Source organism: Oceanimonas doudoroffii, assembly GCF_002242685.1.
Lineage (GTDB): Bacteria > Pseudomonadota > Gammaproteobacteria > Enterobacterales > Aeromonadaceae > Oceanimonas > Oceanimonas doudoroffii.
The window spans coordinates 34,328-60,098 of the sequence record NZ_NBIM01000008.1 but is presented as its reverse complement, the minus strand read 5'-3'; the positions used below and the strand labels follow the sequence as shown (position 1 = coordinate 60,098).

General features: G+C 62.1%; 24 protein-coding genes. 8 read left to right on the top strand and 16 right to left on the bottom strand.

Going from position 1 to position 25,771, the window contains the following annotated elements:
- Positions 1 to 60 precede the first annotated feature (60 nt).
- The 11 genes from B6S08_RS16125 to hutI form a co-directional block, all read right to left on the bottom strand.
- On the bottom strand, positions 61 to 1,164 hold the full coding sequence (locus B6S08_RS16125) for a phosphoribosylaminoimidazolesuccinocarboxamide synthase (RefSeq protein ID WP_094201835.1): 1,104 nt from the start codon (positions 1,162 to 1,164) through the stop codon (positions 61 to 63).
- Between the two features lie 99 nt (positions 1,165 to 1,263).
- Positions 1,264 to 1,941: a metal-dependent hydrolase gene (locus B6S08_RS16120; protein WP_094201834.1), complete on the bottom strand. Its 678-nt coding sequence runs from the start codon at positions 1,939 to 1,941 to the stop codon at positions 1,264 to 1,266.
- 122 nt (positions 1,942 to 2,063) lie between these two features.
- Entirely contained in the window at positions 2,064 to 4,178 is a 2,115-nt protein-coding gene (locus B6S08_RS16115; protein ID WP_169716421.1) for a TonB-dependent receptor family protein, read from the bottom strand.
- Positions 4,179 to 4,285: 107 nt separating this feature from the next.
- Positions 4,286 to 5,074 (bottom strand): ABC transporter ATP-binding protein, encoded by a 789-nt coding sequence (locus B6S08_RS16110; RefSeq protein WP_094201832.1) that lies wholly within the window; start codon positions 5,072 to 5,074, stop codon positions 4,286 to 4,288.
- Positions 5,075 to 5,076: 2 nt separating this feature from the next.
- Positions 5,077 to 6,087, bottom strand: coding sequence for a FecCD family ABC transporter permease (locus B6S08_RS16105; protein WP_094201831.1), 1,011 nt, complete (start codon positions 6,085 to 6,087; stop codon positions 5,077 to 5,079).
- The gene (locus B6S08_RS16100; protein WP_094201830.1) at positions 6,084 to 7,043 is read right to left on the bottom strand and encodes a FecCD family ABC transporter permease; all 960 of its coding nucleotides are present in this window, start codon (positions 7,041 to 7,043) and stop codon (positions 6,084 to 6,086) included. The genes B6S08_RS16105 and B6S08_RS16100 overlap by 4 nt, the downstream gene beginning before the upstream one ends.
- Positions 7,040 to 7,981: an iron-siderophore ABC transporter substrate-binding protein gene (locus B6S08_RS16095; protein ID WP_094201829.1), complete on the bottom strand. Its 942-nt coding sequence runs from the start codon at positions 7,979 to 7,981 to the stop codon at positions 7,040 to 7,042. The genes B6S08_RS16100 and B6S08_RS16095 overlap by 4 nt, the downstream gene beginning before the upstream one ends.
- 152 nt (positions 7,982 to 8,133) lie before the next feature.
- A complete protein-coding gene (gene hutH / locus B6S08_RS16090; protein ID WP_094201828.1) occupies positions 8,134 to 9,666 on the bottom strand; it encodes a histidine ammonia-lyase in 1,533 nt (510 codons plus the stop codon).
- Between the two features lie 5 nt (positions 9,667 to 9,671).
- Entirely contained in the window at positions 9,672 to 11,366 is a 1,695-nt protein-coding gene (hutU, locus tag B6S08_RS16085; RefSeq protein ID WP_094201827.1) for a urocanate hydratase, read from the bottom strand.
- Between the two features lie 15 nt (positions 11,367 to 11,381).
- Positions 11,382 to 12,299 carry a formimidoylglutamase gene (gene hutG, locus B6S08_RS16080; protein ID WP_245849884.1) on the bottom strand — a complete coding sequence of 306 codons (918 nt, stop codon included), beginning with the start codon at positions 12,297 to 12,299 and terminating at the stop codon, positions 11,382 to 11,384.
- Between the two features lie 8 nt (positions 12,300 to 12,307).
- Positions 12,308 to 13,513, bottom strand: a complete 1,206-nt coding sequence (hutI, locus tag B6S08_RS16075; RefSeq protein ID WP_094201825.1) for an imidazolonepropionase — start codon at positions 13,511 to 13,513, stop codon at positions 12,308 to 12,310.
- Positions 13,514 to 13,692: 179 nt separating this feature from the next.
- Here hutI and B6S08_RS16070 point away from each other — a divergent pair, with 179 nt between their 5' ends.
- Positions 13,693 to 15,003: a YjiH family protein gene (locus B6S08_RS16070; RefSeq protein WP_094201824.1), complete on the top strand. Its 1,311-nt coding sequence runs from the start codon at positions 13,693 to 13,695 to the stop codon at positions 15,001 to 15,003.
- A gap of 96 nt (positions 15,004 to 15,099) precedes the next feature.
- The gene (locus B6S08_RS16065; RefSeq protein ID WP_094201823.1) at positions 15,100 to 15,636 is read left to right on the top strand and encodes a YaeQ family protein; all 537 of its coding nucleotides are present in this window, start codon (positions 15,100 to 15,102) and stop codon (positions 15,634 to 15,636) included.
- A gap of 172 nt (positions 15,637 to 15,808) precedes the next feature.
- Here the strand turns inward: B6S08_RS16065 and hutC are convergent, their stop codons facing one another.
- Positions 15,809 to 16,516: a histidine utilization transcriptional repressor HutC gene (hutC, locus tag B6S08_RS16060; RefSeq protein WP_094201822.1), complete on the bottom strand. Its 708-nt coding sequence runs from the start codon at positions 16,514 to 16,516 to the stop codon at positions 15,809 to 15,811.
- Positions 16,517 to 16,686: 170 nt separating this feature from the next.
- Here hutC and B6S08_RS16055 point away from each other — a divergent pair, with 170 nt between their 5' ends.
- On the top strand, positions 16,687 to 17,160 hold the full coding sequence (locus B6S08_RS16055; RefSeq protein WP_094201821.1) for a MarR family winged helix-turn-helix transcriptional regulator: 474 nt from the start codon (positions 16,687 to 16,689) through the stop codon (positions 17,158 to 17,160).
- A 74-nt stretch (positions 17,161 to 17,234) separates the two neighbouring features.
- Here the strand turns inward: B6S08_RS16055 and B6S08_RS16050 are convergent, their stop codons facing one another.
- Positions 17,235 to 17,816 (bottom strand): YjaG family protein, encoded by a 582-nt coding sequence (locus tag B6S08_RS16050; protein ID WP_094201820.1) that lies wholly within the window; start codon positions 17,814 to 17,816, stop codon positions 17,235 to 17,237.
- 150 nt (positions 17,817 to 17,966) lie between these two features.
- On the opposite strand from B6S08_RS16050, the gene B6S08_RS16045 reads away from it, so the two are divergent.
- Positions 17,967 to 18,911: a D-2-hydroxyacid dehydrogenase gene (locus B6S08_RS16045; protein WP_094201819.1), complete on the top strand. Its 945-nt coding sequence runs from the start codon at positions 17,967 to 17,969 to the stop codon at positions 18,909 to 18,911.
- Positions 18,911 to 19,501 carry a uracil-DNA glycosylase family protein gene (locus B6S08_RS16040; protein ID WP_094201818.1) on the top strand — a complete coding sequence of 197 codons (591 nt, stop codon included), beginning with the start codon at positions 18,911 to 18,913 and terminating at the stop codon, positions 19,499 to 19,501. The genes B6S08_RS16045 and B6S08_RS16040 overlap by 1 nt, the downstream gene beginning before the upstream one ends.
- 290 nt (positions 19,502 to 19,791) lie before the next feature.
- On the opposite strand, the gene znuB is transcribed toward B6S08_RS16040, so the two are convergent.
- Both znuB and znuC read right to left on the bottom strand, forming a co-directional pair.
- Positions 19,792 to 20,580 carry a zinc ABC transporter permease subunit ZnuB gene (gene znuB, locus B6S08_RS16035; protein ID WP_094201817.1) on the bottom strand — a complete coding sequence of 263 codons (789 nt, stop codon included), beginning with the start codon at positions 20,578 to 20,580 and terminating at the stop codon, positions 19,792 to 19,794.
- Positions 20,570 to 21,307: a zinc ABC transporter ATP-binding protein ZnuC gene (znuC, locus tag B6S08_RS16030; protein ID WP_094201816.1), complete on the bottom strand. Its 738-nt coding sequence runs from the start codon at positions 21,305 to 21,307 to the stop codon at positions 20,570 to 20,572. The genes znuB and znuC overlap by 11 nt, the downstream gene beginning before the upstream one ends.
- Before the next feature lie 87 nt (positions 21,308 to 21,394).
- Between znuC and B6S08_RS16025 the strand changes: the two genes are divergently transcribed.
- Together B6S08_RS16025 and mepM are read left to right on the top strand one after the other, a co-directional pair.
- The gene (locus B6S08_RS16025; RefSeq protein WP_094201815.1) at positions 21,395 to 22,429 is read left to right on the top strand and encodes a zinc ABC transporter substrate-binding protein; all 1,035 of its coding nucleotides are present in this window, start codon (positions 21,395 to 21,397) and stop codon (positions 22,427 to 22,429) included.
- Positions 22,430 to 22,617: 188 nt separating this feature from the next.
- A complete protein-coding gene (gene mepM / locus B6S08_RS16020) occupies positions 22,618 to 23,967 on the top strand; it encodes a murein DD-endopeptidase MepM (RefSeq protein WP_094201814.1) in 1,350 nt (449 codons plus the stop codon).
- Between the two features lie 87 nt (positions 23,968 to 24,054).
- Here mepM and hemE read toward each other — a convergent pair whose 3' ends face one another.
- On the bottom strand, positions 24,055 to 25,122 hold the full coding sequence (gene hemE, locus B6S08_RS16015; RefSeq protein WP_094201813.1) for a uroporphyrinogen decarboxylase: 1,068 nt from the start codon (positions 25,120 to 25,122) through the stop codon (positions 24,055 to 24,057).
- Positions 25,123 to 25,300: 178 nt separating this feature from the next.
- On the opposite strand from hemE, the gene rsd reads away from it, so the two are divergent.
- Positions 25,301 to 25,768, top strand: coding sequence for a sigma D regulator (rsd, locus tag B6S08_RS16010; protein WP_094201812.1), 468 nt, complete (start codon positions 25,301 to 25,303; stop codon positions 25,766 to 25,768).
- Positions 25,769 to 25,771 lie beyond the last annotated feature (3 nt).

Here is a 25,771-nt window from a genome sequence, read left to right as displayed (position 1 = left end):
CCCGGCATCTAGCAAACGGCTTGTGTTGAGGCCCGTCCCTTTGTTCGACTGACGCCGGGCTTAATCCACCAGGCCGTAGTCGTCGCGCAGAATGGCGATAATGTCGGCCTTGGGATTGTCGGAAAGTTCCAGTTTTCGGCCGGTGATTTTCTCGGCGATACCCACATAGGTGCTGGAGATTTTCATCAGCACGTCCACCGGCAGGGCGTTGTCACGGGCCAGGGCCTCACGCTCGGGCATGCGCTCCTTGTTGAGCAAAATGTCCGGGTCGGGGAAATGCTTGAGCAGCAACTGACGGAAGTCCTCTTTCGAGTTTTCCACAATGCGCCCTTCCCGGTAGGCCGGACCATCCCAGATGCGGGACGAGTCGGGAGTGCCCACCTCGTCCATGTAGATCAGCTTTTCATTGCCCTCGTCATCGGTGACGTAACCAAACTCGAACTTGGTATCCACAAACACCTGATCGATCTTGGCAAGCTCCTGGCTTATCACCTCAAAACCTTCCTTCAGCAGACGCTCATAGCGGGCGATGTCGTCCTGGCTTTTAAAGTTAAAGGCGGCGAAGTTGTCTTCAATATTTTGCCGGGTGATGTTGACGTCGTCCGCTTCCGGCACCCCGGGAATACCCTTGAGAATGCCCTTGGTGGACGGGGTCATCAGCAGCTCGGGCAGCTTCTGATCCTTTTTCAGGCCCTCGGGCAGGCGAATGCCGCAGAACTCCCGCTCGCCCTTTTCATAGCTGCGCCACATGGAGCCGGTGATGTACTGGCGGCAGATGGCCTCGATTTTCACCGGCGTGGCCTTTTGCACGATCCACACAAAGGGATGGGGAATATCGAGAATGTGGCTGTCGGCCAATCCCTGCTCCCTGAACAGACGAAACCAGTGATTGGAGATGGCGTTGAGCGCCGCGCCCTTACCGGGCACACCGTTCAGGCCCTCTTCGCCATGCCAGATGCAGTCAAAGGCGGAGATGCGATCGCTGATCACCATGATCGCCAGGGGGGCATCGGGGGCCACCTTATAGCCTTTTTCCCGAATCAGCCGGCGGCTGTCTTCTTCGGTCAGCCAGTAAACGGAGCGCACCTTGCCGCTGTGCACCGGCTGGCGGGTTCGAATGGGAAGATCGTTGTTAACGGCCAAAACCTTGTCTGCGAGGCTCATCACTTGTGTCCTGTGTGTGGAGTATTGAAGCGTCGCTGCCCACCGGCCCGGCGTTGTTGTGGAGTTATTAAGAGGGACGGCGCCAACAGCGCCGCCATTCTACCAGATGTGGGAAACCGGCAATAGCCGCGCCAGCAGCTCGCTCAGCCCGGGTTGTGCCGGCGCCAGCCACCAGCTACCGGCCAGCAGCGCCAGCAACAGCAGGTTGGGCAGCGGCGCCGGCCACTCAATGAGTTTGAGCGCGGTGCCGAATGACTTCTTGATGCGCCGCCCTTCCAGATCAATGCTGTACAGCTCATCCAGCAGCAGGTGAATGCAGGCACCGAGAAACACAAACAAGCCGGTAAGCCAGGCCATGTCAGCGTCAAGCCCGAACAGCCGCTCCCCCAGCACCACGGTCACCAGGCCAAACACCCCGTTGGCCAGCAGGGAATGCAGGCTGGCCCGGTGCACGGTAAAACGGGCGAAGGCCCAGCACAGCGGGTAGCGCACCAGTGCATAGCCCACCGCCCCCAGCACCAGGGTGTCGACCAACGACAGGTGCTGCTGACCAAACAGCAGCGCCAGCATAGCCGCCAGGCCGCCGAACAGCCGAAAGACAATGTCCAGCGACCGGGAAGAGTCCGAGTCCATGTCCGGCAATATGCCCCCCAGACTGCCCGCCAGCCACAACAGCGCGCCTTCGGCCGGGTTGGCCTCACCGGCCCACACCATGCCTGCGGCCAGCAGGCCGCTGACCGCACTCGCCACCTGAATATGGGTTCTGAAATTCGCCATCGACCACATTACCCCGGCGTCATAAAAGAGGCCGAGTCTAGCACGAGGGTACTGGACAAAAAAACAGGGGCTGCCTTGGCAGCCCCTGTGGTGGTGCAATCATGCGACCAGATTGGTCCGGCTCAGAAGCTGAGCTGGCCTTCCAGCACATAGGTACGGCCGGGCATGGGCACTCGGCCAATCGGGCTGACGTCGGCGCCGCGGAAGTAGGCGTCGTCGTCCAGCAGATTATTCACCCCCAGGCCCACATTCAGGGTCATGTCATTACCCAGAGGAATATCCCGGCCCAGGCGAGTGTTAACCAGGGTGTAGGCCGGCAGCTTGCCGGCACTGCCATTGGGCGTTTCCTCAACGGTATTCTCGGGATCGCTGAAACTGCTGGAGGCGTACAGGGCGGTGGCGCTGGCGGTCCACAGGCCGGTGCGATAAACGGCGTCGGCGCTAACGTGATGACGGGGCGCGTTGGGCAAATCATTGCCAGCAAAGCTGGAACTGCTGTCGCTCAATTGCTCAGTATCAAGGAAGGTATAAGTCAGCCCCAGATCCACATCGGTGGTCGGCGACCAACGGCTTTCCAGCTCGATACCCTGCTGGCGGGTTTCACCCAGATTTTCATAACGGTCTGTGTTTCTGTTGTGTTGGATCTGATCCTCGTAGTCGATGCGGAACAGGGTGGCGGTGGTCTGCAGGTTGCTGTAAGGCTGCCAGCGGGCGCCCAGCTCGTAGTTCCAGGCGGTTTCATTATCAAATTCACCTTCCCTTACTACCTGAGCGGTCTGCACCGGCACCAGGGAGCGCTGGGCGTTGGCGAACAGGAACACCTTATCGGTGGCCTGCAGGCCCACGGTCAAACCGGGCAGCCAAGCGCTAACATTATTACTGTCGGTTAAGTTGCTACCCGCTTTTTCATCTACCCAGTCAGTACGTACTTCTTCATAACGAATGCCCGGGGTAATGGACAGGCGATCATCCAGCAGGCTGATAGTATCGCTGACATAAGCGGCGTAGGCGTTGGTGGCAAAGTCCCAATCACGCAATTCATCGTTATAGTTGCCGTCGGCCAGGGTCAGGCGATTGATGTCGAATTCCACCTCTTCACGCACATAGCGGCCGCCCAGCATAATGGTATGGTTGCCCAGCTGTTTGGTGATGCGCGGCTCGGTGCCGTACACGTGGAAGATACGCGGGGTGTCGTTCACGTTGCTGGCTGCGCCCTCTGGATCAGCCCAGTGAGATGCACTCGAGCTCTGGCTGTAATAGAAAGTTCGATCCGCTTTGTGGGCAAAATTGCGCCACTGGAATTCCACATCATCACTGGGGGTATGGATCCAGGTCAGGGTGGCCCGCCACATGTCGGCGTCAAAGCGGTCGTAGGGACGCTGGGACTGGTTGCGATCCGACTGGTAGGCCGCCGGGCTCAGGGCACCGGGCAAATCGGCGGTCACATCGTAATACTGCAGCTGGGCCTTGAACTCGTTAATGTCGTCGGCGAAATAGTCGACATCGAGGATGTAGTTCTGCACCTCGGTATCGGAATGATCCCGAAAGCCGTTGCCCTTCAGCAGGTTGGCCTGAAACTGCAGGCCCAGGTTATCGGTGACGAAGCCACCCGCACGATAGTAGGTATCGGTGAGCACATGGCCGGTATCTTCGGCGATCAGCAGGCGTTCGCGCAGGGTCTGTTCAAAGGCATTGGGAATGGGTCTGGTCACCAGGTTGAGCACGCCGCCCACGTTGTTAGGGCCATAGTGCACGGCGGCACCGCCCCGGGCGATATCCACCGCCTCCAGGCTGGGCAGGGTCACCGGAAACAGCGACACGCCCACATTGGTATAGGGACCGATGGCCACCGGGTAACCGTCCACCAGCAGTTGCACTCGTTCGCTGCGCAGCGGGTTGAGGCCGCGTACCCCGATATTGGGCAGAATGCCGGTGCCGGTTTCGTCCAGCACCTGAACACCGGGCACTCGGCGCAGGGCGTCTTCCAGGTTGAGGGCGCCACGCTCGTGCAATTCTTCGCTTTCCACCACGTTGCGGGCACCGGTGTAAGTCTTGACGGCTTCCTTGCTGGGGGCACCCAGCCAATCCCCTTCCACCACAATCTGATCCAGTTCAGTGCTGGCGACTTCTTCGGCGGACAGCGGCAAGGCCGGCATCAGTGCCAGGCTGACCAGAATACTTAACGGACGACGGCTGAAGCCGGCCACGGCAGGCTTCACAATCCCTGTAGATGACATAAACAAAACCCAAATGATAATGATTGACTCTTAGTGTTTGGGTATTGTTTTTTATGTGACCTTTCATTTCAATAAAAAATTGAACTTTTTTGAATTTCTGTGACGACTTACCTGGCCGTGCCCCGCGCCAGGGCATGATGAACACCGTCTTCATCCCGCAGAATACGGGCGTCCACTCCGAACACCTCGGCCAGCAGGGCCGGCGTCAGCACCTCGGCTGGACTGCCTTCTCGCACCAGACGGCCCGCCCGCATCACCACCAGGTGCTGGGCGTAGCGGGCCGCCTGATTCAGCTCATGCAGCGACATCAGCACCGACAACCCCTGCTCCCGATGCAGCTGCCCCAGCAGCTCCAGGGTTTCCAGCTGGTAGCCCCAGTCCAGGTAGGTGGTAGGCTCGTCCAGCAGCAGCAGGCCGGCCTGCTGGGCCAGGGCCATGGCGATCCACACTCGCTGCTGCTGGCCACCGGACAGGCTGCGCAGCGGCTTGTCGGCCAGCTCGGCCACGCCGGTCTGGCCCATGGCCCAGTCCACCCGGTCGAGATCTTCCTGTCCGGGACGGCGCCACAGCCCCAGGTGAGGGTAACGCCCCAGCATCACCAGCTGGCGCACATGAATTTCGTCCGGTGCCGTGGGTTGCTGGGGCATAAAGGCCAGCCGCCGGGCCAGGGCCTGCCGGGGCCACTGCGCCAGCTCTCGCCCCTGCAGGCGAATGCTGCCGGCCTGGGGCCTGAGCAGTCCGGCCAGCCCCTTGAGCAGGGTACTCTTGCCGCAACCATTGGGCCCCAGCAGGGCACAGACGCCGGGTTCCAGCTTGAGGCTGATGCCGTTGACGATGGCTTGCTGGCCGGCGCGCCCCTGACCATAGCCAAGGCTGAGGTTGTCGATTTCCAGCATGTTCATACCTTGCGATTGAGCAGATAAAGAAAGAAGGGGCAACCGATAAGGGCGGTCACTACCCCCACCGGTAACTCGAACGGGCTCATCACCACTCGCCCCAGGGTATCGCCGGCCACCACCAGCAAGGCGCCCAGCCAGATGCAGCCCCACAACTGATCGACAATGCGGTTGGGATAAAGCCTTCGGGCCAGCCAGGGCACCAGAATGCCGACAAAGCCGACCGGGCCGCTCATGGCCACGGCGCTGGCCGCCAGGGCCACCGCCAGCGTCAGCATCAGGCCGTTCCAGCGGGTCACGTTAAAGCCCAGGGTCTGCGTTTTTTGAGCATCCAGGCTGAGCAGCAGCATGGGCCGGGACAGCAGGGTTACCAGGGGCAACAGCACCAGGCTCCAGGGCAGCAGGGCCCACAGCCGCTCCCAGCCGGCGCCATACAGGGTGCCCGCCAGCCAGAGAATAATCACCTCGCTGCTGGCCTGCCCCCACAACACCAGGGCGCCCATCAGCAATGCCGAAAAGATGGCGGCGCAGGTGGCGCCCACCACCGCCAGCCGCACCGGGCTGAGTCCGGTGCGGCGCCACAGCCACCACAGCAAGGCCCCCGCCAGCAGGCCGCCCGTCAGGGTCAGCCAGGGTAACCAGGCCAGGGTGACCGGCACCAGCTGGTAGGCGGTATCCTGTCCCATCAACCGGCCCAGCACGACAAACACAATGACCGCCGCCAGGCCGCTGCCGGAGGAAATGCCCAGCACCCCGGCATCGGCCAGGGGGTTGCGGGTGATCAGCTGCAGCAGGTAACCGGCCAGGGCAAAATGCGCACCAACCAGGCCTCCCAGCAGCACCCGGGGCAGGCGGTAATCGAGTACCACCCGCTGCAGGTGCGCACCGGCTTCACCGGCCATCAATTCGATCAGGTTGCCGGACTGCACCTGCACCGCTCCCTGCACCAGGGCGGTCAGGGCAGCCAGCAACAGCAGCAGGGGCAGTCCCAATACCGACAGCAGCCGCGTCATAGCTTTTCCCTTACCATCAGTTGCAACAACAGGGGCCCGCCCAGCAGGGCAGTCATGACTCCTAACGGAATCTCCTGGGCGGTGCCGGGCAGCCGGGCCAGCACATCGGCCCCCATCAGCAGCACCCCGCCCAGCAGCAGGCACAGTCCAAAGGGTTGCCGCCGCTCCGGCCAGAGAAAGCGCACCAGGTGTGGCGCCAGCAGCCCCACAAACCCGATGGGGCCGGCCACCGCCACCGTTGAGGTGGCCAGCAGGGTCGCCAGCAGCAAATACCAGGCGCGCCAGCGCGCCGGCCGTATTCCCAGGCTGAGGGCCATGTCATCGCCATTTTCCAGCACCGCCAGGTTGCGCCGGGTCAGCCACAGCGCCAGCAGGGCCGGCACCACACACCACAGCAACAACTGCAGCTGTGGCCAGCTGCGTCCGGCCACGCCCCCCGCCATCCAGAACAGAAACTCGCCGGCGTCCGCCTCCGCCCGCAGTAACAGGGTGGTGGTCAGGCCGCCACAGAGGGCGGTAACCGCCACCCCGGCCAGCACAATACGGGTAGGTTGCAGCTGTCGTCCCCCCGCCAATAACAGGGTCAGCAGGCCGGCCACCAGACCGCCGGCCATTGCCAGCCAGGGGGTCAGACCAATACCGGCCTGCCCCAGCAAGATGCCGGCGACCACCGCCAGCGCCGCGCCGGCAGACACGCCGGTCAGGGCGGGAGACGCCAGCGGGTTGCGGCTGACCCGCTGCATCACCAGGCCAGACAATGCCAGACAACCGCCCACCACAAAGGCCAGCAGTGCCCGGGGCAGGCGCAATTCCCACACCACCACCTGGGCCAGGCCATCGCCCTGCCCTTGCAGCGCGGCCCACAACCGTTCCGTACCGAGAGGGACATGACCCGCCGCCAGTCCGCCCCACAACAGCAGCGGCATCATGGCCGCCAACAGCAGTTGCAACTTCATGAGAACGGCTTGACCGCCAGCTCGGCCGGCAAGGCTGTCGGGGCCTCAAACAATGCCGGATAGGCCAGGTGCCCCAGCTGTTGCAATATGAGCGTACGAGCAATGGGACCGCCCCCTTCCTTCCAGTGGTACCCCACCGAGTAGACGCGCTGGTTCTTGACCGCCTTCAGGTATTTCCACAACGGATTTTTGACGAAGGCCCTGGGCTGGGCGCTGGGAAACAGCACCAGAATATCCGGATCGGCGGCCAGCAGCTGCTCAAGGGGCATGCGAAAGCCAAAGGGCAGCTTGCCCGGCCATTCGGGGCTGGCACCGGCCACGTTGTTCAGGCCCAAAGCCGAGGCCAGCTCCACCGGCAGAAAGTGATCGTAATAGACAAAGGGCTGCTCACTGGCGGTGACCAGCATGGCAATGCTTTGCCCGCTTAGCTCGCCTATCCGTTCCGCCATTTGCGCCAGGGTTTGCTCGAACTCCCGGTTGAGTGCCTCGGCCTGCTGGGGCTTGCCCACCAGGGTACCGATGTCGGTCACCGCCTTCAGGCTGTCTTTCAGGGTCAGATCATCAAAGGCCGCGTAGGGCGCGATGGCCTGCAGCCTGTCGGCATGAGATTCGGTGTAACGGCGCACCGCCAGTACCAGATCCGGCGCCTGCTCGGACAACAACTCCAGATTGGGCTGTCCTCGCGCGCCCAGGCTCACCGCCTGCGACACTCCCTGTCCCAGGTAAGTAGGCCTGTCCTGCCGGCCGAACTGGGTTACCGCCACCGGGGTTTCCCCCAACGCTACCAGGGCATCGGCGGCAAAGGCGGACACCGCGGCCGAACGGCTCGCCGGCTGCGCCAGGGTGATGTCAGCCCCTCTGTCATCGGTAATGCTCACCTCGGCCTGTGCCTGGCAGGCCAGGCTACCCAGCAACAACGCCGTGAAGATAAACCTCATTCGAAACCTCTCCCTACATCGAATCGACCAGGAAGTTTAAAGCAAACGTGAATCAAAATCAGTTGGCTTGTTATACATTTGGCCAACCGGTCATCATCGGGATCAAAAAAGGGCTGCCGAGGCAGCCCTTTAAGAGTATCAACCGGTGATTTTCAGTGGCTGGGCAGCAGCCCCGCCGGCACCAGGTGGCTGAGCACGTTGGCCTTGAGCAGGGTGTTGGCCTGTTCGATATCGGGGCCAAAGAAACGATCCTTGTCGTAGTAGCTCACCCGTTCGCGCAGGGTCCGGCGCGCCTGTTCCAGCAACTCAGTGGTCTTCATGCCGCCACGGAAGTCCAGGCCCTGACAGGCCGCCAGCCATTCAATGGCCAGCACGCCCCGAGTGTTCTCCACCATGTCCCACAGCCGGCGACCGCCGTTGGGAGCCATGGACACATGGTCTTCCTGGTTGGCGGAGGTGGGCAGTGAGTCCACCGAGTGCGGGTGCGCCAGCGCCTTGTTGTCGGACGCCAGCGCCGCCGCCGAGACCTGGGCGATCATAAAGCCGGAGTTGACCCCGCCGTTTTCCACCAGGAAGGGCGGCAGCCCCGACATATGGGTATCCATCATCAGCGATACCCGGCGCTCGCTCAGGGAGCCGATTTCGGCAATGGCCAGGGCCAGGTTGTCGGCGGCCATGGCCACCGGCTCGGCGTGGAAGTTGCCACCGGAAATCACGTCGTTGTCGTCGGCAAACACCAGGGGGTTGTCGGACACGGCGTTGCCTTCAATCAGCAGTACTTCGGCGGCCTGACGCAGTTGAGTCAGGCAGGCGCCCATCACCTGGGGCTGGCAGCGCAGGGAGTAGGGATCCTGCACCTTGGCGCAATTCACGTGGGAACGGCTGATCTCGCTTGCCTCGCCCAGCACATGGCGATAGGCGGCGGCGGCATCGATCTGTCCTCGCTGGCCGCGCACGTCGTGAATGCGCGGGTCAAAGGGACGGCGGGAGCTGAGCGTGGCCTCCACGGTGAGGCCACCCACGGCAATGGCGCCGGCGAACAGATCCTCCGCCTCGAACAGGCCGCGCAGGGCAAAGGCGGTGGACACCTGAGTGCCGTTGAGCAGCGCCAGTCCTTCCTTAGGGGCCAGCCCCATGGGTTTGAGGCCGGCGATCTCCAGCGCCTGGCCGGCGCTGATGATCTCGCCTTGATAGCGGGCCTGGCCCTCGCCCAGCAGCACGCAGCTCATGTGCGCCAGCGGTGCCAGATCCCCTGAAGCACCCACGGAGCCCTTGCCGGGAATGCAGGGATAAACCTCATGGTTGACCAGGGCCATCAGGGCTTCCAGCACTTCCAAGCGAATGCCGGAAAAGCCCCGGGCCAGGCCGTTGATCTTGAGCACCATGATCAGGCGCACCAAGTCGTCGCTCACCAGCGTGCCCAGGCCGGTAGCGTGGGACAGCACCAGGGAACGCTGCAGGGTTTCCAGATCCTCAGGTTTGATTCGTGTGTTGGCCAGCAGGCCAAAGCCGGTGTTGATGCCGTACACGGTGCGGTCTTCCGCTACCATACGGTTCACACAATCCACCGAAGCCTGAATGGCGCCATGGGTGGATGGATCCAGACTCAGTTTGACCGGCTGCTCATAAGCCTGGCGCATTTGCGCCAGGGTCATTTTTCCGGGGTTGAGGGTCAGTGTGTTCATCGTGCTCAGTCCTTGTTGCTCAAGCCGTTAATCATGGGCAGATCCAGGCCCTGCTCGTGGGCACAGTCGATGGCAATATCATAACCGGCATCGGCATGGCGCATGACGCCGGTGCCCGGATCGTTACGCAGCACGCGGCCCAGGCGGGCGGCGGCGGCATCGGTGCCGTCGGCCACGATCACCACACCGGAGTGCTGGCTGAAGCCCATGCCCACACCACCACCGTGATGCAGCGACACCCAGGTGGCACCGCCGGCGGTGTTCAGCAGGGCGTTCAGCAGCGGCCAATCGGAGACCGCATCGGAGCCGTCCTGCATGGCTTCGGTTTCCCGGTTGGGGCTGGCCACGGATCCGGAGTCCAGGTGATCCCGGCCAATGACGATGGGCGCCTTGAGCTCACCGTTTTTGACCATGTCGTTAAAAGCTCGGCCGAGACGGGCACGATCCTTGAGGCCCACCCAGCAGATCCGCGCCGGCAGTCCCTGAAAGCTGATCCGCTCCCGGGCCATGTCGAGCCAGTTGTGCAGGTGCGGATCGTCGGGGATCAGCTCCTTCACCTTGGCATCGGTCTTGTAAATGTCTTCCGGATCGCCGGACAGCGCCACCCAGCGGAACGGGCCTATGCCCTGGCAGAACAGCGGACGAATATAGGCCGGTACGAAGCCCGGGAAGTCAAAGGCATTCTCCACCCCTTTTTCCTTGGCCATCTGACGAATGTTGTTGCCGTAGTCGGTGGTAGCCGAGCCACGCTCCTGCAACGCCAGCATGGCGCGCACCTGAATGGCCATGGACTCCTTGGCGGCATTCACCACCGCGGCTTCGTCCTTCAGACGCATGTCGGCGGCGTGCTCCATGGTCCAGCCTTTCGGCAGGTAGCCGTTCAGCGGGTCGTGGGCGCTGGTCTGGTCGGTAGTCACGTCGGGCACTATGCCGCGCTCCACTATTTCGGGGAAGATGTCGGCACAGTTGCCGAGCAGGCCCACGGACACCGCCTCACCCTTGGCCTTGGCTTCGTCAATCATCCCCAAGGCTTCATCCAGGCTGTAGGCCTTCTTGTCGACATAACGGGTGCGCAGGCGGAAGTCGATGCGGGTCTCGTCGCATTCCACCGCAATACAGCTGAAGCCGGCCATGGTGGCGGCCAGCGGCTGGGCTCCGCCCATGCCGCCCAGACCGCCGGTGAGGATCCAGCGGCCTTTGGCTTCGCCGTTGAAGTGCTGCTTGGCCATGGCCACAAAGGTTTCGTAGGTGCCCTGCACTATGCCCTGAGAGCCGATGTAGATCCAGGATCCGGCGGTCATCTGGCCGTACATCATCAGGCCTTTTTTATCGAGCTCGTTAAAATGCTCCCAGTTGGCCCAGTGGGGCACCAGGTTGGAGTTGGCCAGCAGCACGCGGGGCGCATCGGCGTGGGTCTTGAACACGCCCACCGGCTTGCCGGACTGGATCAGCAGGGTTTCGTCATCCTCCAGGCGGGTCAGCACCTCGGCAATGCGATCGAAGCAGGGCCAGTTGCGGGCGGCGCGGCCGATGCCGCCATACACCACCAGATCTTCGGGTCGCTCGGCCACGTCCGGGTGCAGGTTGTTGTGCAGCATGCGGTAGGCGGCCTCGGTGAGCCAACTCTTGCAGATTTTATTGACGCCGGTAGGCGCCTTGATGACGCGGCTGGGGTCGTGACGGTTGCTGTGCTGAGACATGAAAAATTCCCTCTCTTATGGTGCCAATGTATGGATCAATCGAGCCGCCAGACGGGCCGTGTGGCCGTCCACGTCGTACTCGGGGTTGAGTTCTGCCAAATCCGCCAGCCGTAGCTTGCCGCTGGCGCGAATGTGTTCAATCAGAGGCTCGATCACTTCCAGCCCCACGCCCCGGGGCGCCGGCGCACTCACGCCGGGGGCCTGGGCGGCGGGAAAGACGTCGATATCCACGGTCAGGTAAAGGTGATCGCAGTTCGCCATAAAGCCGTTGAGCGCCTCGATCAGCGCCGGCAGGGCGGCGGCGGTCATGGCCTTGTCTTCCCGCACTAGCACTCCCAGACGTTCGGCCCGGGCAAACAGCGCCTGGGTATTGGCGGCCCGACTGACCCCCAGACAGGCGTAGGCAAAGGGCCAGTCGCGCTGCTCGCAGGCGTTGGCGATCTGGGCAAAGGGGGTGCCCGACGACACCACGAACTGCGGATCCCGTAGATCGAAGTGGGCATCGAAATTGATGATGCCGATGCGCGGGCACTGCTCCGTCTTCTCCAGATGCTTTGCCAGGCCGCTCCAGGAGCCAAACGCCACCTCGTGACCGCCGCCCATCACGATGGGAAAGTGGCCGGCGGCCAGGCTGTGCGCCACCCGCTCCGCCAGCGCCCGATGGGCACCGTCCAGATCCTCGCCCTGGCACACCACGTCTCCGGCATCATAGGCCGGCGCACTCTGGTGCCAGGCCAGCGGACCCAGGGCCCGGCGCAGGGCCGCGGGACCGCCGGCGGCGCCTGTCCGGCCCTTGTTGCGGCGCACGCCTTCGTCGCTGCAAAAGCCCACCAGGGCGGTGCCCGGGGCCGCGCCTTCGGTCAGCGGCTGCACTCGCTGGTGCCAGCGTGGGCTGTTGGTTTCCGGATCAATGCGTCCGCTCCAATTGCTCATATCGATACTCATGCCGGCTCTCCCGCGACCATGCGTTGATTCAGGGTCGGCAAGCCCACGCTGTAGGCCAGCTCCGCCGGGTTGCTGGTGTTCCACAGACACAGATCCGCCCGCAGCCCGGGAGCAATGCGCCCGATCTGTTGATGCAGCCCCAGGGCGCGAGCGCCGTGGGCGGTGACCCCACTCAGGGCTTCCAGCGGCGTGAGCCGGAACAGGGTGCAGGCCATGCTCAGCATCAGTTTCAGGCTGAAAATCGGCGAGGTACCCGGATTGGCGTCGGTGGCCAGGGCCATGGGCACCCCATGGCGGCGCAACAGCTCAATGGGCGGCACTCTGGTTTCGCGCAGCATGTAAAAGGCGCCGGGCAACAGGGTGGCGACCGTGCCGGCCTCGGCGAGAGCAATAACTCCGGCTTCGTCCAGGTATTCGATATGATCCACCGACAAGGCCCCGGCCCGGGCGGCGGCGGCGCTGCCGCCCAGATTGGACAGCTGCTCGGTGTGACCCTTGATGGCCAGACCATAAGCCCTGGCGGCGACATAGACCCGCTGACACTGCGCCACCGAAAAACCGATGCCCTCGCAGAACACATCCACCGCATCCGCCAGTCCTTCGGCGGCCGCCGCCGGAATCATGCGGTTGCACACCAGATCTATATAGCCGTCGGCATCGTCTTTATATTCCGGTGGCAGGGCATGGGCCCCAAGCAGGGTGGTTATCACCCGCACCGGCCGCTCGCGCCCCAGCCGGCGGGCCACCCGCAGCATCTTGAGTTCGTCTTCCACGGTCAGGCCGTAACCGGACTTGATCTCCACCGTGGTCACACCCTCACTCATCAGCGCCTCAAGGCCCGGCAGCGCGGCCTGGTACAGCTCCTCTTCGCTGGCATCGCGGGTGGCGCGCACCGTGCTGAGAATGCCGCCGCCGGCGCGGGCGATCTCTTCATAACTTTTACCCTCGAGCCGGGCCTCAAACTCACCGGCGCGGCTGCCGCCAAACACCAGGTGGGTATGGCAGTCCACCAGCCCCGGGGTCAGCACCCGCCCCTCGGCGTCGATCACCTCACCGGCCGCCGGTTCGCCGACCAACAGTTCGCTCATCGGGCAAACCCGCTCGATCAGGCCGTTTGTTACCGCTACCGCCATGGGCTCGGCGGCGGTGGCCAGGCCGTCAAACAGGGTGACGTTGATCCAGAGACGATCCGGTTGCGACATGACAGACTCCTTGTATGAATATTTGTATATACATTTATACATTCCACCCCGGTATGGCAAGTCCAATTTGGCGTAACCGCCGATTAATTGACAAGGATCACATCATAAAGAAACGACTTATTAACAATGGTCCGGTTTATGTATATACATTAGACATCATTTACAGGGAGGTTTTCTCAATGCAGTACGCCACCACCGAGTCCCGCACTTCCCTGCGGGCCACCCTTCGCCTGCTGGGGCTCAGCGCCGTGGGCATCCTCATCTTTTTTATTCCCGTCACCCTGCAGGGCAAGACCAGTATTCCGCTGGATCACATGGTGGGCTGGTTGCGCACTGCAATGGGGGAAACCGGGGCCGGCTGGTATGCCATGGCCATGATACTGGCCGGGGCGGTCTATCCGCTGATCAGCGGCCAATGGCGGCGCAGCCAGACCGATCGCATCTTTCTGCTGCTGAAGTGGCTGGGCGTCATCGCCGGTGCGCTGGCGCTCACCGGCATGGGCCCCGCCGCCCTGCAGACGCCGGACATGCTGCCCTTTCTGTTTAACAAGCTGGTGATTTCGGTGGGGCTGATTGTGCCGCTCGGCTCGGTGTTTCTGGCCTTTCTGGTGGGCTATGGCCTACTGGAGGCCATCGGCATTCTGGTGCAGAAGCTGATGCGCCCGATCTGGCGCACCCCGGGGCGTTCGGCCATCGATGCGGTGGCCTCCTTTGTGGGCAGCTACTCCATCGGCCTGCTGATCACCAACCGGGTGTACGGCTCGGGACACTATTCCGCCCGGGAAGCCGCCATTATCGCCACCGGGTTTTCCACCGTGTCCGCCACCTTTATGATCATTGTGGCCAAGACCCTGGATCTGATGGATATCTGGAATCAGTATTTCTGGCTGACCCTGGTGATCACCTTTGTGGTTACCGCCATCACGGTACGGCTGCCGCCCCTGTCCCGTATGGATGACGGCGCCGAACACCGGGAGCCGGTGGGAGAGCCGGGCCGACGTCTGGCCCTGGCCTGGCAAAACGGCCTGCAGGTGGCCGAGCAGGCCCCGTCCCTGCCACGCAATGTGCTGGAGAACTTTCGCGATGGCCTGGTGATGACCATCAGCATACTGCCAACCATTATGTCGGTTGGACTGATTGGGCTGCTGGTGGCCAAATACACGCCGCTGTTCGACTGGCTGGGCTACCTGTTCTACCCGGCCACACTGGTATGGGGGCTGGAAGAAGGCATGGCGTTGTCCCGGGCCACCGCCTCGGGCCTGGCGGAAATGTTCCTGCCGGCGCTGCTGATGGCGGAGGCCGACTTTGTGGCCCGCTTTGCCGCCGGCGTGGTATGCGTGTCGTCGGTGCTGTTTTTCTCGGCATCCATTCCCTGCATTCTGGCTACCCGCATTCCGCTGAAGGTCGGCACCCTGGTACTTATCTGGTTTATTCGTGCCTTTCTGAGCCTGCTGCTGGCCATTCCCGTGGCCATGATGATCGCCCCCTGAGAATCCCCACCAACCGGCCCGCCCTCGTGCGGGCTTTTTATTAGCCGGGTGCGCCACTTGCCGTTACTATAGGCGCTTTTGCACGGAACCCCAGCCATGGCCCTTTCCGCCACCCTGCGCAAGGTGCGCATCAATATCAGCGATATGACCCGCCACTATTACCAGGCCCACAGCCTGACCGTGGCCCAGCATCCTTCCGAAACCGACACCCGCCTGATGGTGCGGCTGCTGGCCTTTATGCGCCACGCCGACGAGGAACTCGGCTTTACCAAGGGGCTCAGCACCGACGACGAGCCGGAGCTGTGGCAAAAGGCACCCGATGGCCGCATTGTGCTGTGGGTGGAACTGGGCGAGCCCAGCGTCAAGCGTATCAAGCAGGCCCTGTCCCGGGCCGAACACGTGGTGGTTTACAGCTATGGCGGGCGCAGCGCCGAGGAATGGTGGAGCAAGCACCAGATAGAGCTGGGCCAGCTGCCCAGGCTGGAGATTTTTCACCTGACCGATCCGCAACCGGCGCAGCTGAGTGAATTGTGCCAGCGCAGCATGGACCTGTTCGCCACCCTGCAGGACGAGGAAATTCAGCTCACCGACGGCAGCCACAGCCTAGATTTGCAGCTGACCCGATGGCGGTGACTTCTTCGGAGAGCAGGAAGCTGGAAGTCCAGTCAGCTGCTTCATAAAGCAGCAGTGGGGATTGCCGGAGCTGACCGTCAAATGTCAGGGACGACATTTGGCGAGCGCTACATGGATGTATTTGCAGCGTGTCGGCGTAGCGCAACCTCACTGCTGCTGAATTGCACGGCACTTACAGCTTCAGCGTTGATCTCAGCTTGTAGCGGTTGCCGGGGTGCCAGAGGCGGGCAAAGCTCACCAGTTGGTGCAGCGACCAGGTGCGCCGGGTCACCAGCAGGCAGGGTTGATCGTGAGCCACCTGCAGCCAGTCACCGATGTTGGCCGGCGCCAGCCGGGCCTCGACAATGTGCTCCAGATCCGACAGCGGGCACTGCTGTACCAGGTAGGCATTGGGGGTCTGGCGGCCGAAGTCGCACTGCAGGTAGCCCGGCGCCAGCTGCGGGTTGACGAAGCGCTCTTCCACCTGAATGGGCACGCCGTTCTCCAGGTGCACCAGCACCGAGTGAAACACCTTTGAGTTAAGCCGCATGCCCATGTTCAGGGCCACTTCCTCGTCGGCGCGGCGGCTGTCCAGCACCAGCACCCGATTGGTGTAGTCATGGCCCCGGCTGCGTACCTCGTCGGCGATGTTATTGATGTCGGCCAGGGGCGATTCCGCCTTGGGCTCGGTCACAAAGGTGCCCAGCCCGGCCCGGCGCATCAGGTAGCCTTCCTGCACCAGATCACGAATGGCCTTGTGCGCGGTCATGCGGCTGACGCCGAACTGGCCGGCCAGCTCCTGCTCGGGCGGAATTTGCTGGTGCAGCGGGTATTCCCCCGATTCGATGCGGGCCAGAATATGCTGCTTGATCTGCTGATAAAGGGGAATCGACTGGGTCACTGGGCCTCCTGCTGTGATCTTCAATTGTACATACAATTACCCCTGAGTCACGGCCACGGGTGTTCAAACCATGACGCGGATCCCGACGGGACTTTCAACCCGAACGGTTTTGCGCTATGGTGCGCGCGATTTAAGCATGCCCATCATCAAAGAACACAGACAGGTAGATAGTGGAAAAACATGAAGAGGTACTGGTAGCCCTGCGCCAGATCATCCGCGCCATCGATCTCCATTCCCGCCAGCTCAGCAAGGCGTCGGGCCTCACCGGGCCGCAGCTGCTGCTGATGCAGGCCATTCGCGAGCACGGCGACATCACCATGCGCAAGCTGGCCCAGGCCACCAACATGAGCCAGGCCACCGCCACCACCATTATCGACCGGCTGGAACAAAAACAGCTGGTGCGCCGCGAGCGCAGCCAGACCGACAAACGCAAGGTGCATGCGGTGCTGACCGAAGCCGGCGTGGACAAACTGAAAACTGCGCCGCGGCCGCTGCAGGAAAGCTTTATTCAGCGTTTTCAGTCTCTGGAAGAATGGGAGCAGAATCTGCTGTTGTCCTCGGTACAGCGCATTTCCTCGATGATGAACGCCCATGATCTGGATGTGGCGCCCCTGCTGCAGGTGGGCAGCCTGCTGCACGAGTAATTTCAGGCGAGGCGCGAAGAATAAGGGGGAAAGCAATGGGACACTCCATCGCCCGACTGCTTTCCCGCTGAGGCTCAGGCGTCCAGACTGATGCCGATATTGGACACACCTCCCTGGGCGGCAAAATCACGCACCGCCATGATGAGCTCGGCCTCACGGGGCTGGGCCACCCGCTCCAGAAGCTCCACCTGAAACTCCATTTCCGCTTCCATCAGCTCATGCTCGTAGAGCTCTTCATTTTCCAGCTCCCGCTCCGCCATCAGCTCGGCAAAGCCCGCCACCGTGCCCAGTGAGGCATTGCTGGCTTCGCTCGCTTCCTCGCCGATGCGGCAGATCACCGAGTTGTAGGCCGCCCCCAGACACACACAGGCATCCAGGGCCGGGTAGGCACCATAGGATTCAAATTTGTTCGGATCCGGAATAAAATTCTCGAACGACTCCAACTCTGCGGTCAGATCCACCCGGGATCCCTTGACCGTCAGGTAGGTCCAGAGTACGTCCAGGCAATGACGAAAACGCTCGCCGTCACCAAAGCCGGCGGTATCGGCAAACAGCCGGTAGTTGGGATACATGCGCTCCGCCAGCGCCAGGGCAAACACGGTTTGCTGCCAGGGCGAGAGCTTGTTGAGTTTTTTGTAAAATTTATCGCCGAACACGCGAAATTCCTTGTGGTTAGGCTTGCCCCGCCGGCCTTGTGGGCGTTTGCCCTTCAGGCTCACAGTTTGCGGGGGAAACACTAGTATAAGATTTTGTCTGTGTCATTGTCTCACAAAACCGGCGAACACCCCATTTCAAGGAGAACAGGTATGGCCAATCATACCCTGCTGCTGCTCAGTCAGGACAATCATCACTACCGGGATCTGCTGAGCAAGGCCTACCTGCCGGGCCTGACCGTGCTGATGCCCGGCAGCGACAACGAGATTCGCGCCGGCCTGGAGCGGGCCGACATTCTGCTGGGCGAGCCCGCCCGTATTCGCCCCTGGCTAAAGGAAGCCCGAGCGCTCAAGTGGGTACAGTCCACCTATGCCGGCGTGGACGTGCTGCTGAACCCGGGCATTCGCCAAGATTACCTGCTCACCAATGTGCGCGGCATCTTTGGCCCCCTGGTGAGCGAGTACGTCTTTGCCCATCTGCTGTCGCTCAACCGCCACCTGCGCCATTACCGAGAACAGCAACGCCATCATAACTGGCAACCCATTGCCTACCAGAGCCTGGCGGGCAAGACCATGCTGATCCTCGGCACCGGCAGCATCGGCCAGCACGTGGCCGGCACCGCCCGTCACTTTGGCATGGAAGTGCTCGGCATCAGCCGAACCGGCCGTGAAGCCCCCAACTTTGACCGCATCTACCAGCCGCCGGCCCTGAACAAGGTGCTGCCCCGGGCCGATGTGGTGGTGAGCGTGCTGCCCTCCACTCCCGAAACCCGGCAGTTGTTTGACGCCGACCGCCTCAACCACATCAAGCCCGGCGTGATCTTCTTTAACGTGGGCCGGGGCGATGCGGTGGATGAGACCGCCCTGCTGCACACCCTGCGTACCGGCCGCATCGGCGCCGCCGTGCTCGATGTGTTCGCCACCGAGCCACTGCCCGAAACCAGCCCGCTGTGGGACATGCCCAATGTGGTGATCACCCCCCACAATTCGGGCTACAGCTTTCCGGATCAGATCGTGACCCGTTTCAGCCGCAACTATCTGAAGTTCAGGGAAGACAAGGTAATGGAAGGCGTGGTGAACTTCGATCTGGGGTACTGATGGACAGCCTGCTCGCCGCAGTGCGCGCCTGCCGGTTGTGCGAGGCCGAACTGCCCCTGGGGCCACGCCCCGTGGTGCAGCTGGGAGCAGGTGCGCGCATTCTGATCATCGGCCAGGCCCCGGGCACGCGTGTGCATGCAACCGGCATTCCCTGGAACGATCCCAGTGGCAATACCCTGCGCCGCTGGCTGGATCTCGACCGCGAAACGTTTTACGACGCTGATCAAGTCGCCATCATGCCCATGGGGTTTTGTTATCCGGGCCGGGGCAAAAGCGGCGATCTGCCGCCCCGGCCGGAATGCGCCCCCACCTGGCATGCCCGCATTCTGGCGGCATTGCCCAATATTCGGCTGACCCTGCTGATCGGTCTTTATGCCCAGCGCTATTACCTGGACAAGCGTTTTCGCACCCTGACCGACACGGTACGCCACTGGCGGGAATTTGCCCCGGACCGTTTGCCCCTGCCCCACCCTTCACCGCGCAACCGCCGCTGGCTGATGCAGAACCCCTGGTTCGAGCAGGACACCGTGCCCGCCCTGCAGGCACGGGTGCATGAAGTGCTGAGCACCAAGCCGCAAGCGGGAAGCTAGACGCCGTAAGCCTCAGCAACGGCGCGGTTGCAGTTCACGACACGCTTCGTTAAAGGCCACTCACTAAAAATGCCTGCTGGGCACATACTCAATGTTCGGTCAGGCATTGTTACTTCGCCACGGCGAGCAGGCCCGCCCCATAAACGCCCGGCAAAGGGTGCCGTGCCCGTCGCGCCTGGGATGGCGCGACGGGGCCTAGGTGGAAGTATTTACGGCGAGCCGGAAAAGCAGTGCCCTTTGTCCGACCGAGGTGCCCAGCAAACAGACGATATGCGGCCAGAACAGGCGGTTCAGCCGCGCCTGGGCACGACCTGAGACAGCAGAAACAGGGTAGCGGCGGCGGCGACCACGGACGGACCGGTGGGAGTGTCATAACTCACCGACAGCTGCAGGCCACCGAGCACGGCCAGCACACCGATGCCCGAGGCCAGGGCGGCCATCTGCTCAGGGGTACGGCTGAAACGCCGGGCGGTGGCGGCGGGAATGATCAGCAGCGAGGTGATGATCAATGCCCCCACAAACTTCATCGCCACCGCAATCAGCACACTAATCATCAGCAACAGCAGCAGCCGCAGGCGCTCCACCGGCACGCCTTCCACCCGGGCCAGCTCCTCGCTCACGGTCAGTGACAGCAACGGGCTCCAGAATTTGCGCAGCACCAGCAGCAGCACGGCGCCGCCACCGTAGATCCAGGCCAGGTCCGCAAGCTGGATCGCCAGCAGATCCCCGAACAGGTAGGCCATCAGATCCACCCGCACATTGTCCATAAAGGCCAGCGCCACCAGACCCAGCGACAGCGAGGTGTGGGCCAGAATGCCCAGCAGGGTGTCGGTGCCCAGCCGGCTGCCCCGCTGCAGTGCCGCCAGAATCACACCCAGCAGCAGGCAGCACACCAACACCGCCAGGGTCAGATTGATCTGCAGCAGCAGCCCCATGGCCACTCCCAGCAGGGAAGAGTGGGCCATGGTGTCACCGAAATAGGCCATGCGCCGCCATACCACGAAGCTGCCCAGGGGACCGGCCAGCAGGGCGATGCCCAGCCCCGCCAGCAGGGCGTAAAGCAGAAAGCTATCCCACATGGCGTACGTCTCCGTGGTGTTCGTCGTCACAATGATGATGGTGGGTATACACCGCCAGCTGGGCCAGCTCGGGGCGGCCAAACAGGCGGGCGAATTCCGGATGGCGCGCCACCTGCTCGGGTTCACCGTGGCAGCATACATGACGGTTAAGACAGATCACCCTGTGGGTGCTGGCCATTACCAGGTGCAGGTCGTGGGAGACCATGAGCACACCGCACTGCAGCTCGCCGGCCAGTTGCTGGATCAGGGCATAAAGCTCGGTCTGACCGTGCACGTCGACCCCTTGGGCCGGTTCGTCGAGGATCAGCAGCTCGGGCGCCATCATCAGGGCTCGGGCCAGCAGGATGCGCTGCATTTCGCCGCCAGACAACGCCTGCATGGCCCTGTCGGCCAGGCGCTCGCCTCCAACCCGGGCCAGGGCCTGGGCCACGGTCAGCCGCCGTCCGCGGGACAGGCTGAGAAAGCGCGCCACCGTCAGCGGCAGCACCGGATCCAGGTGCAACTTCTGGGGCACATATCCCACCCGCAGGCCCGGTTTGCGCCACAGGATGCCACTGGTGGCCTGACGCAGCTCGAGTACCAGCTTGATCAACGAACTTTTACCGGCGCCGTTGGGCCCCACCACCGTCAGGATCTCACCGCCGTGAAGGCTAAGGGAGATATGATCCAGGATGACATTGCCGTCGGCCTCAAGGCCGACGTCTGTCAGTTCCACCAGTTTGCTCATGCACTGCGCGCCTTTACTTCAATATTTGTAATAATATAACATTCATGCTCGATTCAATTCCATTCACAACTGCAGAGATATCCGCTCATGAGACCCCTGTTTTTTCTGGCCCTGCTGCTTAGCAGCCAGGTCGGTGCCGTCGAGATCCTCACCACCGTCAAACCACTGCAGCTGATTGCCAACGCCATTACCGAGGGTGGCAAGCCGGCCGGGCTGCTGCTCAAGCCGGGTACCTCGCCCCATGACTATTCCCTCAAGCCCTCGGATCTGCGTCGAATCAAGAACGCGGATCTGGTGATCTGGGTCGGCCCCGAGCTAGAAGGCTTTCTGACCCCGTTGCTGGGCAACAGCGACAACGGCCTGGCGCTGATGGCCCAGATGCCGGCCAGCGCGCACGATCATCATGAAGGGCATGATCACGACGACCATCAAGAGCACGATCATCATGATGGCCACGCAGCGCACGAACACCATGATCATGACAGTCACGACGCACATGAACACCGGGATCATGACGGCCATGAAGCGCACGAAGATCATCATGACAAGGTCGAGATCGCCGACGACAGTGCCGAAGACGAGCATGATCACGATCACGGCGGCCGGGATCCGCACATCTGGCTGGATCCACACCATGCCCTGCACATCGCCCGGCTGATCGCCGAACGCCTGGGCGAATTGGATCCCGCCAACCTTGATCGATATCAGGCTAACTTGGTCCGGTTTGAGTCAACACTGGCCGACACCGACAAGCGGGTGGCCGAACGCCTGGCACCTGCTCAAGACAAGGGCTATTTCGTGTTTCATGATGCCTATGGCTACTGGGAAGATCACTACGACATTCCGTCCCTCGGCCATTTCACCATTAACCCGGAGCGCGCCCCCGGGGCCCAGACCGTGACCCGAATTCACCAGGCACTGCTGGATGCCAGCGCCGAATGCGTGTTTGCCGAACCCCAGTTTCGTCCGGCGGTCGTAAATGCCGTGGTACGCGGCACCCAGGCCCGCGTGGCGGTGTTGGATCCTCTGGCCAGTGACATTGAGGCCGGTCCTGACGGCTACTTTGACTTTATGCTCAAGCTAAGTGAAAACATGGCCGTCTGTTTGCTGAATGAAAGGTAAACACACAGCCAGAAATTTTTGTATAATGCCGAACTTTCGTGTTGATTGATGCACTAACCTTGGTGGCCCGAAATTTTCGGGCCATTTTGTAATAAAAAAAGCTGTTTTATCTTTTATAGTTATTAAAGCAAGCCATAAAACGGCATTCGCATGCATCGAGTAGTAATCCACAGGCACAGGTAACCCGGATGAAGTTTCTCCGCCCGATACAAAGCAGACTGCAAGAGATGCCAGTCCCCCTGCCCAGACGTCACCTGTATGGCATCGTTCTGCTCAGCGGCCTGACCCTTGCCACCGCCACCCTGATGCCCACGCCGGGCGAACTGATCGACGGCCCCGTACGCATCAGCATTCCGGCCAGTCTGCATGTGCCCCAGCACCAGCAGGAGCAGGTCGACAGCACCGAATTTTATTCCCTGCCCAACGACGATATCGGCGCCGCCGAACCCGTCGACGCCCTGGACGAGATCGCCGCCAGTGAGCCGGAATGGCAGGAATACGTGGTCCAGAACGGCGACACCCTGAGCACCATTTTCAACGGCCTGGGCCTGCCCCTGGCCACCATGTACAAGCTGCTGGATGCCGATGACAACCGGGTGCTCGACGGCCTCAAGCCCGGCCAGACCCTGTATCTGCTGATCGACGAGAACAACCTGCTGCAGGAGTTCAAGATTCAGCGCGACATCATGCACACCCGCATTTTCAGTCGCAGCGGCGACGGTTATAAAAGCCGGCTGAAAACCGAGGAAAGCCACTGGGAAAGCCGCAGCCTCAACGGCACCATCAACGGCAGCTTCTATCTCAGCGCCCGCAGTGCCGGCCTGTCCGCCGGCCAGATCCAGAAGGTAGCCAACCTGTTTCAGTGGCAGCTCAACTTCGCCCGAGACCTGCGCCAGGGCGATACCTTCAAGGTGGTAGTCAAACGCGAATTCGTGGAAGGCCAGAGCACCGGCAAGGCCGAACTGCAGGCGGTAGAGATCGTCAACGCCGGCCGCAGCTATCAGGCCTTTCGCCACGAAAACGGCAACTTCTATGATGCAGAGGGCAACAGCATGGAACGGGGTTTCCTGCGCATTCCCCTGCAGCATCACTCGCGCATCAGCTCCAACTTCAACCTGCACCGCAAACACCCGGTTACCGGCCGCATTCGCCCCCACAAGGGCACCGACTTTGCCGTGCCCACCGGCACCGCCGTGGTGGCACCCAGTGACGGCGTAGTAGTCAAGGCGGTACGCCACCGCCTGGCCGGCAACTATCTGGTGATTCGCCACGGCCGCAAGTACACCACCCGCTACCTGCACCTGAGCAAATTTCTGGTGAAGCCGGGTGACAAGGTGCGCCGGGGCGATCGTATTGCCCTGTCGGGCAACACCGGCCGCTCCACCGGTCCGCACCTGCATTACGAGTTTCTGGTCAACAACCGCGCCGTCGACCCCATGCAGGTCAAGCTGCCCATGGCCGAGGGCCTGACCGGCACGGCCCGCCAGCAGTTCCTGGTGAAGGTGAAACAATACAAGCAACAGCTGGCCGGCGGCTGACATACGCCATCTCAAAAAAAAAGCGCCGTTCGGCGCTTTTTTTGTTTGCGAGTGTTCATGAATGCCGGGCTGACCCGGCATGCATGCTTACTCCGCGTGATAGGGCCGCGACAGCCGGTGCACCGATTCGATAAAGGCGCCGGCATGCTCAGGCTCCACGTCCAGATGAATACCGTGCCCCAGGTTGAACACATGGCCGGGGCCATGGCCAAAGCCTTCCAGAATACCGGCCACTTCCTGCTCGATACGCTCGGGCGAGGCATAGAGCATGGACGGATCCATGTTGCCCTGCAGCGCCACCTTGTCACCCACCCGGCGTTTGGCGTCGGCGATATTGATGGTCCAGTCCAGTCCCACGGCATCGCAGCCGGTGGCGGCGATGGCTTCCAGCCACTGGCCGCCGTTCTTGGTGAACAGGGTTACCGGTACTCGGCGACCGTCGCTTGCTCGGGTCAGGCCGTCCACAATCTTGGCCATATACTGCAGCGAGAAGTCGTTGTAATCCCGCGGGGTCAGCACGCCGCCCCAGGTGTCAAAGATCATCAGCGACTGGGCGCCCGCCGCCACCTGGGCGTTGAGGTAGCTGATCACGCTGTCGGCCAGCTTGTCGAGCAGCAGGTGCAGGGTCTGCGGCTCGGCATACATCATTTTCTTTATTTTGGTAAAGGCCTTGGAGCTGCCGCCTTCCACCATGTAGGTGGCCAGGGTCCAGGGGCTGCCGGAAAAGCCGATAAGCGGCACTTCCCCCTGCAGCTCGCGACGAATGGTGCGCACCGCGTTCATCACATAGCCCAGCTCACCTTCCGGATCGGGCACGCCAATACGCGCCACATCGGCGGCACAGGTGACCGGACGCTCAAAGCGCGGGCCCTCGCCGGTTTCGAAGTACAGACCCAGTCCCATGGCATCGGGAATGGTCAGAATGTCGGAAAACAGAATGGCCGCGTCCAGCGGAAAACGACGCAGCGGCTGCAGGGTGACTTCACAGGCCAGCTCGGCATTGCGGCACAACGACATAAAGTCACCGGCCTGGGCCCGGGTGGCCTTGTATTCCGGCAGATAACGGCCAGCCTGACGCATCATCCACACCGGCGTATAGTCGGTAGGCTGACGTAACAGGGCGCGTAGATAGGTATCGTTTTTGAGTGGTTTCATTCCGTCGTTCCGCATCGGGTGGCAAAATTTGGCCGCATTGTACCACCACAGCCCGGGAACGCGAAAAACCCGGGGACGGTGCCAGAATGGTCAGTTAATCGCCACTGGCTCTTGACCGGGACGCGACTTTTCTTTAGTTATAGTTAATGAGCCCATCAGGCAGCCCACGGAGGGAACCATGCTCGGGAAACTGGAACAGACCAAGGCCAGACTCGGCGGCATCCACAAGGCACTGGACGCCTTTCTCAACGCCCGCCAGAGTTTACTCGTGGAATACATTCGCCTTTCCACCCATCAGAAAACCCTGCCGGCTCAGGAAGAGCTGCACGAATTCTGCGGCCAGCTGGTCGATTACGTATCGGCCGGACACTTCGAGGTCTATGACCATGTGCTGGCGGCCTATGAGGCTTCAAAGGGCAATGCCCGAGTGCTGGCCGAACGCATTTATCCGCGTATCAAGCGCAACACCGACGACGCCCTCAACTTTCACGACAAGTACACCGAGGCCGACGACGATACCCTGCTGGAACTGGATCAGGATCTGAGCCGGCTGGGCGAGTTGCTGGAAGAGCGCTTTGAGCTGGAAGACCGGCTGGTATCGGCCATTCGCCTCACCGATCACCTGGACACCGGCGAACCTGCCTGAGGA

Coding starts and splice junctions, on each gene's coding strand:
- B6S08_RS16125 (WP_094201835.1), bottom strand. CDS start 1,164: ATGAGCCTCGCAGACAAGGTTTTGGCCGTTAACAACGATCTTCCCATT.
- B6S08_RS16120 (WP_094201834.1), bottom strand. CDS start 1,941: ATGGCGAATTTCAGAACCCATATTCAGGTGGCGAGTGCGGTCAGCGGC.
- B6S08_RS16115 (WP_169716421.1), bottom strand. CDS start 4,178: ATGTCATCTACAGGGATTGTGAAGCCTGCCGTGGCCGGCTTCAGCCGT.
- B6S08_RS16110 (WP_094201832.1), bottom strand. CDS start 5,074: ATGCTGGAAATCGACAACCTCAGCCTTGGCTATGGTCAGGGGCGCGCC.
- B6S08_RS16105 (WP_094201831.1), bottom strand. CDS start 6,087: ATGACGCGGCTGCTGTCGGTATTGGGACTGCCCCTGCTGCTGTTGCTG.
- B6S08_RS16100 (WP_094201830.1), bottom strand. CDS start 7,043: ATGAAGTTGCAACTGCTGTTGGCGGCCATGATGCCGCTGCTGTTGTGG.
- B6S08_RS16095 (WP_094201829.1), bottom strand. CDS start 7,981: ATGAGGTTTATCTTCACGGCGTTGTTGCTGGGTAGCCTGGCCTGCCAG.
- hutH (WP_094201828.1), bottom strand. CDS start 9,666: ATGAACACACTGACCCTCAACCCCGGAAAAATGACCCTGGCGCAAATG.
- hutU (WP_094201827.1), bottom strand. CDS start 11,366: ATGTCTCAGCACAGCAACCGTCACGACCCCAGCCGCGTCATCAAGGCG.
- hutG (WP_245849884.1), bottom strand. CDS start 12,299: ATGAGCAATTGGAGCGGACGCATTGATCCGGAAACCAACAGCCCACGC.
- hutI (WP_094201825.1), bottom strand. CDS start 13,513: ATGTCGCAACCGGATCGTCTCTGGATCAACGTCACCCTGTTTGACGGC.
- B6S08_RS16070 (WP_094201824.1), top strand. CDS start 13,693: ATGCAGTACGCCACCACCGAGTCCCGCACTTCCCTGCGGGCCACCCTT.
- B6S08_RS16065 (WP_094201823.1), top strand. CDS start 15,100: ATGGCCCTTTCCGCCACCCTGCGCAAGGTGCGCATCAATATCAGCGAT.
- B6S08_RS16045 (WP_094201819.1), top strand. CDS start 17,967: ATGGCCAATCATACCCTGCTGCTGCTCAGTCAGGACAATCATCACTAC.
- B6S08_RS16040 (WP_094201818.1), top strand. CDS start 18,911: ATGGACAGCCTGCTCGCCGCAGTGCGCGCCTGCCGGTTGTGCGAGGCC.
- znuB (WP_094201817.1), bottom strand. CDS start 20,580: ATGTGGGATAGCTTTCTGCTTTACGCCCTGCTGGCGGGGCTGGGCATC.
- znuC (WP_094201816.1), bottom strand. CDS start 21,307: ATGAGCAAACTGGTGGAACTGACAGACGTCGGCCTTGAGGCCGACGGC.
- B6S08_RS16025 (WP_094201815.1), top strand. CDS start 21,395: ATGAGACCCCTGTTTTTTCTGGCCCTGCTGCTTAGCAGCCAGGTCGGT.
- mepM (WP_094201814.1), top strand. CDS start 22,618: ATGAAGTTTCTCCGCCCGATACAAAGCAGACTGCAAGAGATGCCAGTC.
- hemE (WP_094201813.1), bottom strand. CDS start 25,122: ATGAAACCACTCAAAAACGATACCTATCTACGCGCCCTGTTACGTCAG.
- rsd (WP_094201812.1), top strand. CDS start 25,301: ATGCTCGGGAAACTGGAACAGACCAAGGCCAGACTCGGCGGCATCCAC.